This window comes from Enterococcus raffinosus (assembly GCF_018917525.1).
Classification (GTDB): domain Bacteria; phylum Bacillota; class Bacilli; order Lactobacillales; family Enterococcaceae; genus Enterococcus_A; species Enterococcus_A raffinosus_A.
Window position 1 is genome coordinate 29,334 of the sequence record NZ_JAHLOS010000025.1, and the last position, 16,302, is coordinate 45,635.

The window sequence follows — 16,302 nt, forward strand, 5'->3', positions numbered from 1 at the left end:
AGCCCGTACGTTGTAATTTTACAAGGTACGGGCTTATTTCAGTTACAGGTTCTCTTCCAATTCTTCCTCTTCTTTAGTTTCAAAATAGCGTGAATGAACAACCACTAAAATGATCCCGATGAAAACCATCGCACTTGCAAAGTAGAAGGTATAATTACCGCCGAATCTCGCCCCGATTAGACCAGCTACAAAAGGTGCTAACGAACCACCAAAAAAGCGAACAAAGCTGTAGGTTGATGAAGCGATGTTGCGTTTGATCCCAGGAATTTCCATCGCAATCGTTGTCATCAAGGTGTTGATGATTCCTTGGAAGAAACCAGCGATAATCAACGCAGCAGCAACAAGCGAGGGTTGGTCGGCATTGATTCCCATCAGCAGTAGGCAGACAACAAAACCGATAAATCCGATCATCAAGGTATAGAATGTTCCGATTTTTCGTTCAAATCGAGTGGCTAAGAAAATCGAGGAAATAGCCAATAAAATTCCCCAACCAAAGAAGGTCATACCAATTTCCATTTCAGAAAAATTCGGCATTAAAAAGGGCGCATAAGCAAGTAGAGTAAAGAAACCGAAGTTATACAATAGAGCAATTAAACCAACCGAACGCAGCTTGTGGTTTTTCAAGGCTTTGACGCCAGCAAAAAAGGCAATTTTCTCCTTCTCGCCTTTTGGTTCTTTGAACATGATCAAGATCGATAGAAAAGAAATCAGCATCAAAACCGATACGCCAGCAAATGGCAAACGCCAAGAAATAGAACCTAGTGAACCGCCGACTAAAGGCCCAATCGACATCCCCAATCCCATTGCGGCTTCATAAAGCATAATTGATTTTTCTGTTTGTCCGATCAAAACACTGACAATTGCCGATAAAGCGGTCGAAATAAATAGGGCATTTCCTAAACCCCAGCCCGCACGAAAATAAATCAATGCGTCGATCGTATTGGATAAGCCAGCAAATAGTGCAAATAAAATAATAATAAATAGACCGAGCATCAGAGTTCTCTTTGTACCGATTCGACTTGAAACAAAACCAGTAAACAGCATCACAATACCGGTCACCATCATATAACTGGTAAATAATAACGTCGTTTGCGCAGGCGTTGCTTGTAATGATTTTGCAATCGAATTCAAAATTGGATCGACCAATCCGATCCCCATGAAGGCGATCATGCAGGCAAAGGCAACGACATACGCTGCTTTACCATTTTCTTTCTCCGTAACTATACTTTCATTGTTTTCGTTTAAATTTTCCATTAGGTCACCACTTTCCATTCAACAGTTTAATCACAAAAAGATTTTATGTCAATATTTACATAAATATATTTACAATTATTTTTGCCAAAAAAAAAACAGACCTCAAGAGATCTGCTTTAAACTTATTCAGAAAAATAAGCGTCGATTTTTTCTTCTGCCCACTCACACCAAGACAGTTCCTCTTTGCATAGACGAATCTTCCGTTCAATAATCAACTCACGACCAAAATTTTTACGGCGTTCCTCTTTAGTTAACTCACTCAAGCTGTTTAAAACTGTCGAATACTCATTTAATTGTTCATTGAAGTATTGTTTCCGTTCCATAATCAAGAATTTTGATGTATCCCTGTCTAATGCAGAAATGGTGAATACTTTTGCTAAGAATTCATCTTTTTGAGAGGGAGCGTGGCTTTTAGTGAAGACCCAGTTTTTTACCACTTCTTTTCCTGCCGGAGTAATATCATAGATTTTACGTTTGCCATCGGGAATATCGACAATTTCGATTAATTCCTGTTTGCGCAATTCTTTTAAGGTAGGATAAATTTGACTATGGTGAGCCTCCCAAAAAAGATTCAAGAAGCGTTTCAATTCATAACCAGTCAATGGCGCACGAACGAGCATCGCCAAAACAACATAGCTGATAGTATTCATAGTATGATCCTTTCTGTTAAGGATTTTTTGGTTAGTTATTTTTATTCATTGGTTTTCTCCGTGTTCATTGTACCATTGATTCCTATTTTTGCTAATAGTCCTATTTATTATAGGATGTCATAAACTGTTAAATAACAAAGAAATTTAGGATAGTCGAAAATGAACCTGAAAACATATAAAAAGGAATATTTCGAGAAAGCGTTGACATTCATATTTCTATCACTTAGAATGAGACTATAAAAATTAAGAGAAAAGACCGATCATGGCGCTGGAGTCGTGATTGTGAGTATGTTACTGAAAATGATCAGGCAGAACTCAAGAAAGCACAGTTGGAGACCAAGGTCCCGCTGTATACTTTCTTGGGTTTTTTTTCTGGAAAGGAGGAAATATGAAGATCAGCCAAATCTTAAATAATAACGTTGCATTGGTGAAACGAGGAGGAAACGAGGTCTTCGTCGTTGCCAAAGGAATTGGTTTTAAAAAGAAAAAGGGACAGCAAATCGCAGAAGAGGAAGTTGAGAAAATGTATATTCTCGATTCCTTTGATATGTTGGATCATTTCAGCTATTTATTGGCTCATTCAGATCCCAACGATATTCTTTTGGTCAGCAATATTATTTCCTATGGAGAGGAACAATTGAACATTAAGGCAAGCGATTATTTGAGTTTGGCTCTTCTTGACCACTTGGAATTTTTGTTGAAGCGCGTGGAGAAACAGCAGTTCATCAAAAGTCCGCTAATTTGGGATACCAAGCGTTTTTACCCTGAGCATTTTAAAGTCGGACTCAAGGCGTTAAAAATGATCGAGGAACAAAAGGGGCTGCAGCTTCCTGAAGATGAGGCCGTGTCCTTATGTTTGCACTTTGTCAACATGGAGGAAAGCCGTGATAGCCGCAAAGATCATGTTTTGGAGATGCGGGCCTTGAGTGATCTAGTTTCAATCGTCGAACACCATTTCAATGTGACACTAGATGAAGAATCGATGAATTATATGCGCTTCACCACTCATCTGCAATATTTTGTACAGCGGATCGTCAATGGCGATACCTTTAACGATGGTGCAGAAACGCTGGAGCTTTACAAGCAAGTCTGTCAGTTATATCCAGAATCTTTTAAGGCTGTCCAGAAAATGAAAATCTATGTACAATCACAATTTAATCTAGAGATTTCAATCAATGAAGAAACCTATTTAATGCTTCACATAAATCGTGTAACAGAAAGAATGGAGGACAAAAAATGAGTTACGAAAAATTAAATAAACAGCTGATCGAATTGGTCGGCGGTAAAGATAATATCAAAGCAGTCGCTCACTGTGTGACCCGTCTGCGTTTAACTCTCAAGGATCGCAGTTTAGCAAAAACTGAAGAAATCAAAAATTTGGATGGTGTGATTGATGTCGTCTCCAATGAGGTTGCCTATCAAATCATTGTCGGAACACACGTTACGGAAGTCTACAATGAGTTTATGGCGATGCTTGGCTTGAAACCGGATGGCGAAGAAATCGAAAAGCCAAAAGCCAAAGGAATCAAAGGAATTGCCTCTTCAATCTTAGTCATGATTTCAGAAACCATGACTTCGATCATTGAAGTATTGTTAGCCGCCGGAATGATCGCGGGGATCATGGCGATCATTTCATTAACTGGCTTAGTTTCAAAAGACAGTTCGACTTATATGATTTTTGATACGTTACGAGGTGGAGTGTTCCATTTCTTGCCAGTTTTTATCGCGGCATCCGCAGCGAAACGGATGAAGCTGAACGAATATGTAGCAATGGCGCTGGCAGTTGGCTTACTTTCTACTAATATTGATGGGGCAAAAGGTTTGGAATTGTTCGGTTATCATCTACCAACGATCGGTTATGCGAATACCTTTATTCCAATCTTGTTGGGTGTTTGGTTCTTGAGTGTCGTGACAAAATACCTGAAGAAAATCATCCCAAGCGGGTTGCAATATTTCTTAGTTCCGGCATTATCACTGGTATTAACCTTTCCAGTTATTTTAGTCGTCTTTGGCCCGATCGGAACATTGATTGGTGATGGTGTAAGTGCCTTCTTTGATGTATTGATGAATACGATTGGTAACTGGATTGTGGTGGTCTTGTATGCGGCCTTCCAACCATTCTTGATCGTTTTAGGTGCTGCCAACTTTACTTACCCAATCGTGCTGAACTTCTTAGGAACAGTAGGCTATGACCCAATTATCATGCATGCGGCAACAATTTCTGATGTGGCAGTTTGCGGAGCGATGTTTGGTTACTTCTTACGTGCAAAAAAAGGCCATCAGCGCCAAATGTTCGGTACGGTCAGTTTTAGTGCCTTAATGGGAATTACTGAACCAGCCGTATTTGGGGTTTTTGTTAAGTATCGTCGTCCATTTTTAGCGGTCATTATCGGCGGTGGACTAGGGGGATTAATTGCTGGAATAGCTGGTGTGAAAACGATGGGATTCGTTTGGGGATTAGCCTCATTACCAACATATCTGGCAGGTGGAACAAGTAACTTTATTTGGATGATCATTAGTGTCGTGGTTGGCTTTGTTGGTGCTACAGCTGTGGCGTATGGTATCGGCATCCCTAAAGAAGAATCCGAAGAAGAACTTGAAGAAAAAGAACTTGTCGAAGCGTTAGAAAGCAATCAAGGGTTGAAACAGGTTTGTATTGGCAAGATTGCTGAAGGAACAGCCATTCCCTTAAGTGAAGTCAGTGACCGGGCATTTGCTTCTGGGGCATTAGGAAAAGGCGTGGGAATTTTACCAAATCAAGCAGAGGAAACGATTATTTCTCCTGTTGAAGGAACGGTAACTGTTGCGTTCCCAACCAAACACGCGTATGGCATTAAAACAAAAAATGGTGTGGAGCTATTGATCCACATTGGTGTAGATACGGTGAATCTAGAGGGTAAATATTTCGAGGGTTTCGTAGAGCAAGGACAGGATGTCAAAAAAGGCGATATTTTAGCAAAATATCAAGCCGCTAAAGTTGAAGAAGCTGGATTCGATCCAGTGATCATTGTGGTCGTAACGAATTCTAATGACTACCTTGACGTGATCTCAGCTAGTAATGAACAAGAAGATGAATTACTAACAGTAATTTTGTAAAAAGGAGAAGCAAATGACATTTACAAATGACTTTTTATGGGGCGGCAGTATTGCCGCTCATCAATGTGAAGGGGCTTGGCAAGAAGATGGAAAAGGTCCAGCAATCATGGACTTTGTTACGAAGGGATCAAACAAAGAACCACGAGTGATCACGGAGACAATCGATCCAACGTTGGACTATCCTTCACATCTAGGAATTGATTTTTATCATCATTACCAAGAGGATATTCAACTATTTAAAGAAATGGGGTTCACAGCACTACGGATCTCGATTGATTGGTCGCGAATTTTTCCTAAAGGAGATGAGCAGGAGCCGAATCAAGCGGGATTGGATTTTTATGACAAGGTAATTGATGAGTTGCTCGCTAATGGGATCGAGCCAATCGTGACCCTTTATCATTTTGAATTACCCATCCATTTAGTTCGCGAGTATGGCTCATGGAAAAATCGACAGGTAATTGATTTTTATCTACATTATTGTGAAACGGTCATGCGAGCATATGATGGCAAAGTGAAATATTGGGTGACTTTCAATGAGATGAATCATATTGATCCACAGTCCGAACAATCGGATATTTTCACTTATTTGATTGCGGGTTTAAAATATAGCGAGATGGAAAACCCAGTAGAAGAGTTAGCCAAAATTGGCTATAACATGACATTAGCTGCAGTGAAGGCAGTTAGGCTTGGACGAGAACTCAATCCTGAAAATAAAATCGGCTGTGTCTTTGGCTTGAATCCAATCTATTCCTATGACTGCCACCCAGATAATGCATTGAAGGCCTTTTTAGACAATGATCGGGATTATTATCAAGTCGATGCCATGTGTAATGGCAAGTTTCCTAAGTACAAAATGAAACAATATCAAGCATTAGCGCTCGATTTAGGAAATCAACCAGAAGATGTTGAAGATTTCGCTAAAGGAACGATTGATTTTATTGGCTTAAATTATTACATGTCTAGTCTGTCAGAACCAAACCGTCCGGTAGAGGGCGAGTCAGCTTTATTCGGCGGTCTCCAAAATCCATATCTAGAACAGTCTAAATGGGGCTGGGGAATTGATCCAACAGGTATCCGTTATGTCATGAACTATTTATACCGAAAGTACGAGTTGCCAATCCTGATTACTGAAAACGGGCTGGGGGCGATTGATCAATTAACAGACGGAACCGTTCATGATGACTATCGTATCGCATATTTAGAAAAACACATTAAAGCAGTGAAGCAGGCAGTAGAAGAAGACTTTGTAGAATGCATGGGTTACTTGACTTGGGGACCAATTGATTTAGTCAGTGCGACAACTGGTGAAATGAGTAAACGGTATGGTTTCATTTATGTTGATTTAGACAATGAAGGTCAGGGAAGTTTGCAACGGCTGAAAAAGGATTCTTTTGACTGGTATAAAAAAGTCATTAAAAGTAATGGGGAGGAGCTATAAAATGAAAAAATTTTGGGGATTATTGTTTGTTTTCTTATTAGGGCTCAGTTTAATGGGTGGTATTTCAGTACAAGCAAAAGAGAAAAATTCCGAGAAAAAAACGGAAGTGACCATTTTTCTGGTTCGTCATGGGAAAACTTTTTTCAATACAACGGGACAAGTTCAAGGATTCGCAGATTCACCTTTAACAGATAAAGGAATTGCACAAGCAAAACAAGTGGGTAAGGGACTGAAAGATACGAAGTTTGACTTAGCCTATTCCAGTGATTTAGGACGTCAAAGAAATACTGCTAAATTAATCCTGGCTGAGAACGAGAAGAAGACGCCTAAGCTCTCTGAACACGACGGATTCAAAGAATGGAATTATGGCGGTTTTGAAGGAAAAACGAACGCTGAGATGTGGACACCGATTTTTGAAGCGAATGATTTGACGTTTGATGAGGAGTGGACCGATTATGACAAGCTGGTAAATAAATTAGGTGATGAAGGCGTGGCGGATGCTATTGCTGAGAGTGATCCATTGAAAGTCGCTGAAACTTATAAAGAAATCACAAAAAGAGGGCAAGCAGCGATGGATAAAGTAGTCGCAGATGCGAAAAAGCAAAAAGCAAAAAAAGTCTTGATCGTTTCTTCGGGGAGTATGATTCCGACATTACTAGAAATGCTGGTTCCGGGTGAATATCAAGGAGAAGCCATCGATAATTGCAGTGTTACTACTTTGAAGTATAAAGACGGCAACTATTCCGTAGCTAAAATCAATGATACACAATATGTAGATTAATAGAAAAAAACTTTCGATAGTAACTTATCGAAAGTTTTTTTCTATTTAAACCTCAGTCTTTCGACGGATGATTTTCTTTTCGATCTTTTATACACTTATTTTAGAGAGGAAGATCGTCATGAAAGTTTTGTTTGTGTTTGAGGATCGGGAATATTCCAGTTTTTTTGTTTATGATTTAACGAGTGGTGTGAATAGCCTTTTACGTGTCTCACCCGAAATAAAGATTCAAAAACTGACGTTGGGGGAATTATATACCCAAGTACCGATCGAAAAATTTCTAGGCTATTTCTCCGTGGCCTTTTCTATAGAAGTAAAAAAATATTTAATCTTAAAAAAAGCGGACAGTCTATTAGGAGTGAAGGAGGCTGGCCTTGAAGCAGATGGTAAAATGCCAGTAACTGTTTATAAAGATTTTATCGCTTTGAAAAATGGACAACAGTTTACGAAAGGTGACCACCGGATGACTCTTGATGAGATTGATGCGTATATTAGTTATCAGATTGATCAGGATGGTCAAATCGATGTCTTCGAACGCCAGGAGGACATTATTCGGTTGATGAAACGCAAAACGGTTCGCCCACGCTTATCTTCGATCACCAGTAACTATGGAACAGTCAAAGAATACTCCGGTAGCAATCTTAATTTGAAGGATATGTTGAAGATGGGGACAGGCTATTTAGCAAAGGGTAGTGCCCGAATGAACAAAATTAATGTACCGGAAGTTGGAAGTTTTTCTCTACTAGGGGATTTTCCGTATCAACTAGGTACAGTAAATTGGGAGCAAAACAGTGTAAAGCTGCGGTCAGACCTGATTCAATAAAAAGTTATTCACAGGATCATCCGAAAAAGCGTTTTTTCGTTTTGATTTAGCCGCTTACATACAGTGAAATGCGATTATATCAATGTTTATCAGAGTTTCACAACTGAGAAACTTTTTAGAAAAAGCGTTGTTAAGCTCTTGACAACTGAGATAAGCGTTCGACTATCAAACGAACAAGTCAAAATAGCTGTTCTGCTTAGAGGAAATTAGATAAGTAAGATATAAAGTGTAAATCAGCTATATTATATAGGTGTTTAGATAATTTTGAATGGAAAGATGAGGAGAGATAACTATGATTTGGACATTAATTGTTGGCGCTATAATTGGCGCAATCGGCGGTAGCCTTTCTGGTCGCGGCAAACAAATGGGATGCATTTTCAATATCATTGCAGGTTTGGCGGGCTCTTATATTGGACAAGCAATATTTGGACACTGGGGACCACATTTAGCTGGGATGGCATTAGTACCATCGATTTTAGGTGCAGTAGTTGTTGTGGCGGTTGTTTCATTTTTTACCGGACGGCGATGATTAAAGAAACAGAAGTTGAGAGTGTGACTTCTGTTTTTTGTGTATTCATTGCTTTTTCTTTTTCTAGTCGTGTTCGTTCAGCTTTTTGAAACTCTTTGTTATAATAGATGATGGGTGATAAGAATGATAAAACGAATTGAAAAATTACGAGCATCAATGAAAAAAGAGATCATTGACGCGTACTTAGTAACAAGTCCAGCGAATCTTCGTTATCTGACTAATTTTACCGGAACTGCTGGGTTAGCTTTGATTACATTAGAAAAGGCGTTCTTTATTACTGATTTTCGTTACACTGAACAAGCGAGTGAACAGGTGCAAGGAATGACGATTATCCAACAGCAAGGGAATATTGTTGATGAGATTATCAAATTGATGGAAAGTGAAGGCATCAATGTCCTTGGCTTTGAGGATGCATCCATGACTTACGCAGAGTATTCTATTTTTGAAGAAGTGATTGATGCGGAGCTGGCTCCAGCTAGTGGTATGATTGAGAAACTGCGGGAACAAAAGGATGATGGTGAGATTGCTATTATTGAAAAAGCCTGCGCTATTGCTGATGAGGGCTTCGAGCATGTTTTAAAAATGATCCGTCCAGGCATGACTGAAATTGAAGTTGCCAATCAACTGGACTTTTTCATGCGTTCACTTGGGGCAACGGGCACATCGTTTGATACGATTGTGGCTAGCGGTGTTCGTTCTGCTTTGCCACATGGCGTTGCCAGCGAAAAAATGATCGAACAGGGAGATTTAATCACGCTTGATTTTGGCTGCGTCTATCAAGGCTATGTTTCAGATATTACTCGAACATTTGCGATTGGCGATCCTGGGCAACAATTGAAGGACATTTATCAAATCGTTTTGGAAGCACAATTAAAAGTCATTGAGGTAGCACAAGCTGGTGTGACCGGAGCACAATTAGATGGGGTTGCCCGTGATTTCATTACTGAAGCTGGTTATGGAGAAGCCTTTGGACATTCTACAGGTCATGGGATCGGTATGGAGATTCATGAGGGCCCGAATATCAGTCGTTCAAATGATGAACCGTTGAATGTGGGGAATATTATTACTGATGAGCCAGGAATCTATTTAGCTGGTTTAGGCGGTGTTCGAATTGAGGATGATTTGGTGATTTTAGCTGAAGGAAATCGAATTTTGACGCGGTCACCAAAAGAGCTCATCATTTTATAAGTCTCATTGAGTAGTGGTAGCGTAAGTAAACAAGAAATGATAAACTAGAACCAAATCTGCAGAGATTGAATTAGGAGGAAGTATCATGATTTCAGTAAACGATTTTAAAACTGGCTTAACGATCGAGGTGGACGGCGGCATTTGGCGCGTAGTCGACTTCCAACATGTAAAGCCAGGTAAGGGTGCGGCCTTCGTTCGTTCAAAACTTAAAAATCTTCGTACGGGAGCGGTTCAAGAAAAGACCTTCCGTGCTGGTGAAAAAGTAGCAAAAGCTCAAATTGACAATAAAAAAATGCAATATCTTTATGATGACGGCGACAACTATGTCTTTATGGATATGCAAAGCTATGAACAAATCGAAATGCCTAAACAACAAGTAGCAGAAGAAATGCTCTATGTATTAGAAAACACGGAATTGACCGTCATTATGTATGGTAATGAAGTTTTAGGTGTGGATCTGCCGAATACAGTGGTATTAGAAGTAACAGAAACAGAACCAAACATCAAAGGCGATACCTCATCAGGTGGTTCAAAACCCGCTGTGATGGAAACTGGATTGACAGTCAATGTACCATTCTTCGTAAATCAAGGAGACAAACTGATCATCAATACACAAGATGGCAGCTACGCTTCTAGAGCATAATAAAGAGTAAGGATGTCAGTTCTGTTTTTCGCAGAATCAAAAGTTAGAAAAACAAACTCGCCATTCAAAAAGAAAGCAAAAATGAGTCAGTATAACAGAATGATATACGGCACGAACATTAGATTTATTTTTCTGGCAAGAAAAATAATTACATTTAGCAGGAGTAAGGATGTCAGTTCTGTTTTTCGCAGAATCAAAAGACAGAAAAACAAACTCGCTATTCAAAAATAAAGCAAAGAATAAACCAGTATAACAGAATGATATACGGCACGAACATCAGACTTATTTTTCTGGTAAGAAAAATAATTACATTTAGCAGGAGTAAGGAGAGAGTAAGATGGCAGATGAAAAGAATTTAGTTTTAGGCGAGAGCCCGGAACTTGGTGAAATTATCATTGCACCAGAAGTAATCGAAGTAATTATCGGGATCGCAGCTTCTAAAGTGGATGGTGTCTATGGGATGCGTGGCTCTTTAGCCAGTAACGTGACCGAATTGCTTGGTAAAGCAGCTCATGGCAAAGGCATTTATCTTAAAAATGACGAGGACGGCTTAAAGGTTGATATCTATTCGTATTTTGACTATGGCACCTCTGTACCGAAAGTGGCAATGGCCATGCAAGAGCGGGTAAAACAACAAGTTTTGTTTATGACAGATTTAGCTTTAAGCGAAGTCAATGTCCATGTGGTCGGTGTTGTTGCTGAAAAATTAGAACAACCAACTTTAGAAGAATTATTCAATGATGAAGAGGAAAATAATGAATAAAGAATTATCACGTCACGAGATTCGGGAGAAGGCCTTACAGGCATTGTTCCCACTGGATTTCAATCAGGAGTTAACGAAAAAAGACGCCATCAACCATGCATTGAGCATTGACCAACAAGAATTTGTCAGTGAAGACGAAGAAGCATTTGTTCCAGTCTATCTTGATGAGTTAGTTGGCGGAGTCGTCGAACACCAAGCAGAACTAGATGAAATTATCCAAAAGCATCTTCGTTCGAACTGGTCGATTCAACGAATTGCAAAAATGGATTTGATTATCCTGCGACTAGGAATCTATGAGATGTTGTACAATACTCAAGTACCTAACCGAGTGGTTTTAAATGAAGCCATCGAATTAGCTAAAACTTTCAGCGATGACCAATCAAGAAAGTTCGTCAATGGAATCTTATCTAATGTAATGAAAGAGATCGATGAAGCTGGGGCAAATAGCTAATAAAGCTATTTTTCCCAGCTTCATTTAAACTATAGAAAAGAAAGAAGCGGGGAATGAACGTGGCACAACTTATTAATGGTAAAGAATTAGCAGAAAAGCTACAACAAGAGACAGCACAGCAAGTCGAAACATTAGCAAAAAAGGGTATCCATCCAGGATTAGTCGTGTTATTAGTCGGCGAAAACCCCGCTAGCCAAATTTATGTTAGAAACAAAGAACTTGCAGCGAAGAAAATCGGAATTCACTCTGAAGTCAAAAGATATCCAGAAACCATCACCGAAGCAGAGCTGATCAAAGAAATTGACTATTTTAACCAATCAACTGAATTCCATGGTATTTTGGTTCAATTGCCCTTACCAGATCATATCGATGAAGAGAAAGTTTTACTGGCAATCAATCCATTAAAGGACGTCGATGGTTTCCATCCAATGAACATGGGGCGTCTATTTGCTGGAATGCCTCACACAATTCCTTGCACCCCGTATGGCATCATGAAAATGTTTGAAGAATACAATATCCCATTAGCGGGTAAACAAGCAGTGGTGATCGGTCGCAGCAACATCGTGGGCAAACCAATGGCAATCTTACTTTTAGGTGCAGATGCAACAGTGACTCTAACACATTCTAAAACAGAAGATTTAGCCAAAGTTGCTAGCAAAGCAGATATTCTGGTTGTAGCAATCGGCAGAGGCCATTTTGTAACGAAAGAATTCATCAAACCAGGAGCTGTCGTTATCGATGTCGGTATGAATCGAAATGAGGATGGGAAACTGATCGGTGATGTGAAATTTGATGAGGTTGAACCGATCGCCAGCTACATTACGCCTGTTCCTGGCGGTGTTGGCCCTATGACCATTACGATGCTGATGCAGCAAACCGTGGAATGTTGCGAACGCCAAGTATTAGATCACGAATAGCAAAGAGGTGTTTAAATGGCACAAGAGTATTTAACTGTCAGTGCATTAAACAAATACATCAAACGAAAATTCGACGTAGACCCCTATTTAGAGCGGGTCTATTTGACCGGAGAAATTTCCAACTTTCGCATGCGGGCAAATAGTCATCAATATTTCAGCTTAAAGGATGAGCGCTCCAAAATCAGTGCAATCATGTTCAAAGGAGCTTTTCAAAAACTGAAATTCACACCAAAGGAAGGCATGAAAGTGCTGGTAGTCGGTCGTGTGGCACTGTATGAAGCCAGCGGTAATTATCAAATATATATTGACCACATGGAGCCTGACGGTGTTGGCGCACTATACCAAGCTTTAGAAGAACTGCGAGAGAAATTAGACAAAGAAGGATTGTTTTCACAGCCAAAGAAAACTTTGCCGCGTTATCCGAAACGAATCGCGGTGATCACTAGTCCAAGCGGTGCAGTTATTCGCGATATTATCACGACTGTCAAACGCCGATACCCAATTACTCAGTTGGTTCTTTTCCCAACTCTGGTACAAGGGGACAAAGCGGACGCTGATATTGTTAAAAATATCAAAAAGGCCGAAGCAATGGATTTTGATACGATTATCATCGGTCGTGGCGGTGGTTCCATTGAAGACTTATGGCATTTCAATGAAGAAAGTGTGGCGCGGGCGATTGCAGCTTCACCAATACCAATCATTTCCTCTGTAGGGCATGAAACGGACACAACAATTGCAGATTTAGTTGCTGATGTACGTGCGGCAACGCCAACGGCAGCGGCGGAATTAGCAGTTCCTGTCTTATCAGAGGAAATTCTACGAATCAAAGAAAAGCAGGCACGTTTAGAACAGGCCTTCTTGCATCAATTGCAACGAAAAAAAGAACGGTTTGAACGTTTGCAGCAATCATATATTTTCAGACAGCCAAACCGTTTATATGAAGCGCAAAGTATACAACTGGATCGCTTAACGCAGCAATTACAACAGAACATGACTGTTTTGGTGAATCAGCGAGAACGAGAACTAATGCAATATAGTAATCGTTTGGCCCAAGCCAACCCCATCAATCGAGTCAAACAAGCACAACAGCAAATGACCTACTTACAGGAACGTTTGCAGCAGCAAATGCAAGGCTATTTGGAAAACCAACAACGGCGAGTGCAGCAGGCCATCACTTCATTGGATTTATTAAGTCCATTGAAAACAATGGGCCGGGGATTCACCTATACGACCCAAGATGAGAAAGTTGTTCGTTCAGTAAACGATTTGCAGGAAAAAGAGATGACCATTCATTTTGTTGATGGTACGGTTAAAGCAGCGATTTTAGAAATTGAAAAAGGAGAAGAGTAATGGAAAATACAACCTTTGAAGAATCAATAACACAATTAGAGACGATTGTTACGCAGTTAGAGCGTGGCGATGTGCCTTTAGAAGAAGCACTAGAAGCGTTTAAAAAAGGAATGGTTTTGAGTAAGCAATGTCAGGATACGTTAACAAAAGCAGAAAAAACATTGACTAAAATGATGAGCGAAGATGAAGAAGTGCCTTTTACAGGTGAGGAGGAAGCCTAATGTTGCAGCAGCTTTCTGCTGAAGAGCTACCAAAGGTTGAAAAAGAAATCATTAATTTCATTACTACTTGTACTGCACATGAAGAGTTGAAAAAAAGCATGCTTTATTCCGTTAAAGCAGGCGGGAAAAGGATTCGGCCGCTCATTGTATTAGCGACTGTTCAGGCATTTCAGAAAGAGTTAACAGTCCCGGTTTATCAAACCGCCGGAGCATTAGAGATGATTCATACTTATTCACTCATTCATGATGACTTGCCAGCGATGGATGATGATGATCTGAGACGCGGAAAACCTACTAATCATAAGGTTTTTGGTGAAGCCTTAGCGATTTTAGCTGGCGATGGACTTTTGACCGGTGCCTTTCAACTGGTTAGTGAAACCACCTTGAGTCCTACTGAAAACATTTTATTGATCCAGCTTTTGGCAAAAGCAGCAGGAAGCGGTGGTATGGTAGCTGGTCAAGCAGGCGACATGGCAGCCGAGAAGCAACACGTAGCGCTAAACGAGTTAAAGGCGATCCATCGCGGAAAGACTGGAGCACTTTTAACTTATGCTTTCGTTGCAGGTGGCATTTTAGCCAATCAGACCGAATATGTGATTGAGTTGCTTGAAAAGCTTGGAGATCACATTGGATTGGCCTTCCAGATTCGCGATGACCTGTTAGACGTTGTCGGAACTACTGAGGAGCTAGGAAAACAGGTTGGACAAGATGAAAAATTAGATAAAAGTACTTATCCCGCTTTACTCGGCGTAGAAGGTGCGAAAGAAGCACTGACAGATGAGTTGAAGCAAGCAGAAATAATTGTACAACAATTAGCAAAAGCCGCTGATTTTCAACCACAAATTTTCCAAGAGTTACTTGGGCTATTTGCACTTACAAAATAAACTATAATGAAGTAGGAAATAACTATGAAAAAAGAACGTGTTGATGTGTTGGCTTTTAACCAAGGGCTTTTTGAAACCAGAGAAAAAGCAAAACGTGGTGTTATGGCTGGATTAGTTTATGATCAGAAAAATGAACGACTGGACAAACCAGGTGAAAAAATTCCAATTGAGACCATTTTACAAATCAAAGGTCAAAGTTTAGCGTATGTTTCTCGTGGCGGACTAAAATTAGAAAAAGCACTAAAGACTTTTGATGTTGATATGAATCGAAAAATTCTGTTGGATATTGGTTCCTCAACGGGCGGCTTCACCGATGTTGCATTACAGAATGGAGCCACGTTGAGTTACGCACTGGATGTCGGCTACAATCAGTTGGCTTGGAAATTGCGCCAAGATGAACGTGTAGTGGTGATGGAACGGACAAACTTTCGATATTCAAAATTAGCAGATTTTGAAAAGGGACAACCTGATTTTGCGACGATTGATGTTTCCTTTATCTCTTTAAAATTGATTTTACCACCACTTCACGACATTTTGACCGAAGATGGTGATGTCGTGGCGTTGATCAAACCTCAATTTGAAGCAGGAAAAGAATATGTTGGAAAAAAAGGAATTATTAAAGATCCAAAAACACATTTCATGGTACTAAGAGACATCACCGATTTTGCAACGGCTCATGGATTTGATGTGCAAGAGTTAACGTTCTCTCCAATTACCGGAGGCGAGGGCAATATCGAATTTCTTGCTCATTTGAAAAAAGTATCCGAAAGTGGCAGTCTAAATCCCAAAATTGATTTAACGAATATTGTCTCAGAAGCCCATCAGCAATTAGATAAATAGTCTGGAGGAGAGGGAATGCGGAAACAAGAACGGCATCGTATCATCACGCAGCTATTAAGTGAGTATGATGTAAAGAAACAAGAAGATTTTGTGGCGATACTAGCACAACAAGGAGTGACAGTAACACAGGCTACGATCTCGCGTGATATCAAGGAAATGAAACTGATTAAAGTACCCGCACAAAATGGTGGTTATCGTTACAGCATGCCGCGAAAAGAGCAAGAAGACGTGAATGAAAAACTTGCTGATTTGTTAAAAGAAGCAGTGATATCTGTCGACCAGATGGAGAAATTTATTAATGTGAAAACATTACCTGGGAATGCTTCGGCATGTGCAAATCTATTAGAGAAACAATTCACAAAAATCTTATTTACGACTTTGAATGATGATGACGGTGTCTTGATGATTGCGCGAACAGAAGAGGACGCCAAACGTATTCAGCAAGACATCGCTGAAAAAAGTCAAAATAATTAGTAT

At 39.9% G+C, this 16,302-nt stretch carries 18 protein-coding genes; 16 read left to right on the plus strand and 2 right to left on the minus strand.

The features are described from left to right. Positions 1-42: 42 nt before the first annotated feature. On the minus strand, positions 43-1,272 hold the full coding sequence (locus KQI58_RS14925) for an MFS transporter (RefSeq protein ID WP_216409844.1): 1,230 nt from the start codon (positions 1,270-1,272) through the stop codon (positions 43-45). A gap of 104 nt (positions 1,273-1,376) precedes the next feature. After that, complete coding sequence (locus tag KQI58_RS14930; protein WP_216409845.1) at positions 1,377-1,904, minus strand: PadR family transcriptional regulator; 528 nt, start codon at positions 1,902-1,904, stop codon at positions 1,377-1,379. A 388-nt stretch (positions 1,905-2,292) separates the two neighbouring features. Here KQI58_RS14930 and KQI58_RS14935 point away from each other — a divergent pair, with 388 nt between their 5' ends. The 16 genes from KQI58_RS14935 (at position 2,293) to KQI58_RS15010 (ending at position 16,299) form a co-directional block, all read left to right on the plus strand. Further along, a complete protein-coding gene (locus tag KQI58_RS14935; protein ID WP_216409846.1) occupies positions 2,293-3,144 on the plus strand; it encodes a PRD domain-containing protein in 852 nt (283 codons plus the stop codon). Further along, on the plus strand, positions 3,141-5,000 hold the full coding sequence (locus KQI58_RS14940; protein ID WP_216409847.1) for a beta-glucoside-specific PTS transporter subunit IIABC: 1,860 nt from the start codon (positions 3,141-3,143) through the stop codon (positions 4,998-5,000). The genes KQI58_RS14935 and KQI58_RS14940 overlap by 4 nt, the downstream gene beginning before the upstream one ends. Positions 5,001-5,013: 13 nt before the next feature. Next, the gene (locus KQI58_RS14945; protein WP_216409848.1) at positions 5,014-6,438 is read left to right on the plus strand and encodes a family 1 glycosylhydrolase; all 1,425 of its coding nucleotides are present in this window, start codon (positions 5,014-5,016) and stop codon (positions 6,436-6,438) included. Between the two features lies 1 nt (position 6,439). Continuing rightward, positions 6,440-7,219, plus strand: a complete 780-nt coding sequence (locus tag KQI58_RS14950) for a histidine phosphatase family protein (protein ID WP_216409849.1) — start codon at positions 6,440-6,442, stop codon at positions 7,217-7,219. Between the two features lie 118 nt (positions 7,220-7,337). Then, positions 7,338-8,039, plus strand: a complete 702-nt coding sequence (locus KQI58_RS14955) for a hypothetical protein (RefSeq protein WP_216409850.1) — start codon at positions 7,338-7,340, stop codon at positions 8,037-8,039. A 292-nt stretch (positions 8,040-8,331) separates the two neighbouring features. Continuing rightward, positions 8,332-8,568, plus strand: a complete 237-nt coding sequence (locus tag KQI58_RS14960) for a GlsB/YeaQ/YmgE family stress response membrane protein (RefSeq protein ID WP_034876217.1) — start codon at positions 8,332-8,334, stop codon at positions 8,566-8,568. Between the two features lie 123 nt (positions 8,569-8,691). After that, on the plus strand, positions 8,692-9,756 hold the full coding sequence (locus KQI58_RS14965; RefSeq protein WP_216409851.1) for a M24 family metallopeptidase: 1,065 nt from the start codon (positions 8,692-8,694) through the stop codon (positions 9,754-9,756). Positions 9,757-9,841: 85 nt separating this feature from the next. Next, entirely contained in the window at positions 9,842-10,399 is a 558-nt protein-coding gene (gene efp / locus KQI58_RS14970) for an elongation factor P (RefSeq protein ID WP_216409852.1), read from the plus strand. Between the two features lie 337 nt (positions 10,400-10,736). Then, a complete protein-coding gene (locus tag KQI58_RS14975) occupies positions 10,737-11,162 on the plus strand; it encodes an Asp23/Gls24 family envelope stress response protein (RefSeq protein ID WP_216409853.1) in 426 nt (141 codons plus the stop codon). Beyond that, positions 11,155-11,613, plus strand: a complete 459-nt coding sequence (nusB, locus tag KQI58_RS14980; RefSeq protein ID WP_216409854.1) for a transcription antitermination factor NusB — start codon at positions 11,155-11,157, stop codon at positions 11,611-11,613. Before KQI58_RS14975 ends, nusB begins: the two co-directional genes overlap by 8 nt. Positions 11,614-11,672: 59 nt before the next feature. Further along, positions 11,673-12,530 (plus strand): bifunctional methylenetetrahydrofolate dehydrogenase/methenyltetrahydrofolate cyclohydrolase, encoded by an 858-nt coding sequence (locus tag KQI58_RS14985; RefSeq protein ID WP_216409855.1) that lies wholly within the window; start codon positions 11,673-11,675, stop codon positions 12,528-12,530. A gap of 15 nt (positions 12,531-12,545) precedes the next feature. Further along, on the plus strand, positions 12,546-13,880 hold the full coding sequence (xseA, locus tag KQI58_RS14990; RefSeq protein WP_216409856.1) for an exodeoxyribonuclease VII large subunit: 1,335 nt from the start codon (positions 12,546-12,548) through the stop codon (positions 13,878-13,880). Further along, positions 13,880-14,101: an exodeoxyribonuclease VII small subunit gene (locus KQI58_RS14995; protein WP_216409857.1), complete on the plus strand. Its 222-nt coding sequence runs from the start codon at positions 13,880-13,882 to the stop codon at positions 14,099-14,101. The genes xseA and KQI58_RS14995 overlap by 1 nt, the downstream gene beginning before the upstream one ends. Further along, a complete protein-coding gene (locus KQI58_RS15000) occupies positions 14,101-14,985 on the plus strand; it encodes a polyprenyl synthetase family protein (RefSeq protein WP_216409858.1) in 885 nt (294 codons plus the stop codon). Before KQI58_RS14995 ends, KQI58_RS15000 begins: the two co-directional genes overlap by 1 nt. A gap of 24 nt (positions 14,986-15,009) precedes the next feature. Beyond that, complete coding sequence (locus tag KQI58_RS15005) at positions 15,010-15,825, plus strand: TlyA family RNA methyltransferase (RefSeq protein ID WP_216409859.1); 816 nt, start codon at positions 15,010-15,012, stop codon at positions 15,823-15,825. Between the two features lie 15 nt (positions 15,826-15,840). Next, the gene (locus KQI58_RS15010) at positions 15,841-16,299 is read left to right on the plus strand and encodes an arginine repressor (protein WP_216409860.1); all 459 of its coding nucleotides are present in this window, start codon (positions 15,841-15,843) and stop codon (positions 16,297-16,299) included. Positions 16,300-16,302 lie beyond the last annotated feature (3 nt).

What these genes read in the sequence shown, in the direction of transcription:
- KQI58_RS14960 (WP_034876217.1), top strand. Translation starts at nt 8,332, where the DNA reads ATGATTTGGACATTAATTGTTGGCGCTATAATTGGCGCAATCGGCGGT.
- KQI58_RS14955 (WP_216409850.1), top strand. Translation starts at nt 7,338, where the DNA reads ATGAAAGTTTTGTTTGTGTTTGAGGATCGGGAATATTCCAGTTTTTTT.
- KQI58_RS14950 (WP_216409849.1), top strand. Translation starts at nt 6,440, where the DNA reads ATGAAAAAATTTTGGGGATTATTGTTTGTTTTCTTATTAGGGCTCAGT.
- xseA (WP_216409856.1), top strand. Translation starts at nt 12,546, where the DNA reads ATGGCACAAGAGTATTTAACTGTCAGTGCATTAAACAAATACATCAAA.
- KQI58_RS15005 (WP_216409859.1), top strand. Translation starts at nt 15,010, where the DNA reads ATGAAAAAAGAACGTGTTGATGTGTTGGCTTTTAACCAAGGGCTTTTT.
- KQI58_RS14935 (WP_216409846.1), top strand. Translation starts at nt 2,293, where the DNA reads ATGAAGATCAGCCAAATCTTAAATAATAACGTTGCATTGGTGAAACGA.
- KQI58_RS14975 (WP_216409853.1), top strand. Translation starts at nt 10,737, where the DNA reads ATGGCAGATGAAAAGAATTTAGTTTTAGGCGAGAGCCCGGAACTTGGT.
- KQI58_RS15000 (WP_216409858.1), top strand. Translation starts at nt 14,101, where the DNA reads ATGTTGCAGCAGCTTTCTGCTGAAGAGCTACCAAAGGTTGAAAAAGAA.
- efp (WP_216409852.1), top strand. Translation starts at nt 9,842, where the DNA reads ATGATTTCAGTAAACGATTTTAAAACTGGCTTAACGATCGAGGTGGAC.
- KQI58_RS14940 (WP_216409847.1), top strand. Translation starts at nt 3,141, where the DNA reads ATGAGTTACGAAAAATTAAATAAACAGCTGATCGAATTGGTCGGCGGT.
- KQI58_RS14925 (WP_216409844.1), bottom strand. Translation starts at nt 1,272, where the DNA reads ATGGAAAGTGGTGACCTAATGGAAAATTTAAACGAAAACAATGAAAGT.
- KQI58_RS14995 (WP_216409857.1), top strand. Translation starts at nt 13,880, where the DNA reads ATGGAAAATACAACCTTTGAAGAATCAATAACACAATTAGAGACGATT.
- KQI58_RS14945 (WP_216409848.1), top strand. Translation starts at nt 5,014, where the DNA reads ATGACATTTACAAATGACTTTTTATGGGGCGGCAGTATTGCCGCTCAT.
- nusB (WP_216409854.1), top strand. Translation starts at nt 11,155, where the DNA reads ATGAATAAAGAATTATCACGTCACGAGATTCGGGAGAAGGCCTTACAG.
- KQI58_RS14965 (WP_216409851.1), top strand. Translation starts at nt 8,692, where the DNA reads ATGATAAAACGAATTGAAAAATTACGAGCATCAATGAAAAAAGAGATC.
- KQI58_RS14930 (WP_216409845.1), bottom strand. Translation starts at nt 1,904, where the DNA reads ATGAATACTATCAGCTATGTTGTTTTGGCGATGCTCGTTCGTGCGCCA.
- KQI58_RS15010 (WP_216409860.1), top strand. Translation starts at nt 15,841, where the DNA reads ATGCGGAAACAAGAACGGCATCGTATCATCACGCAGCTATTAAGTGAG.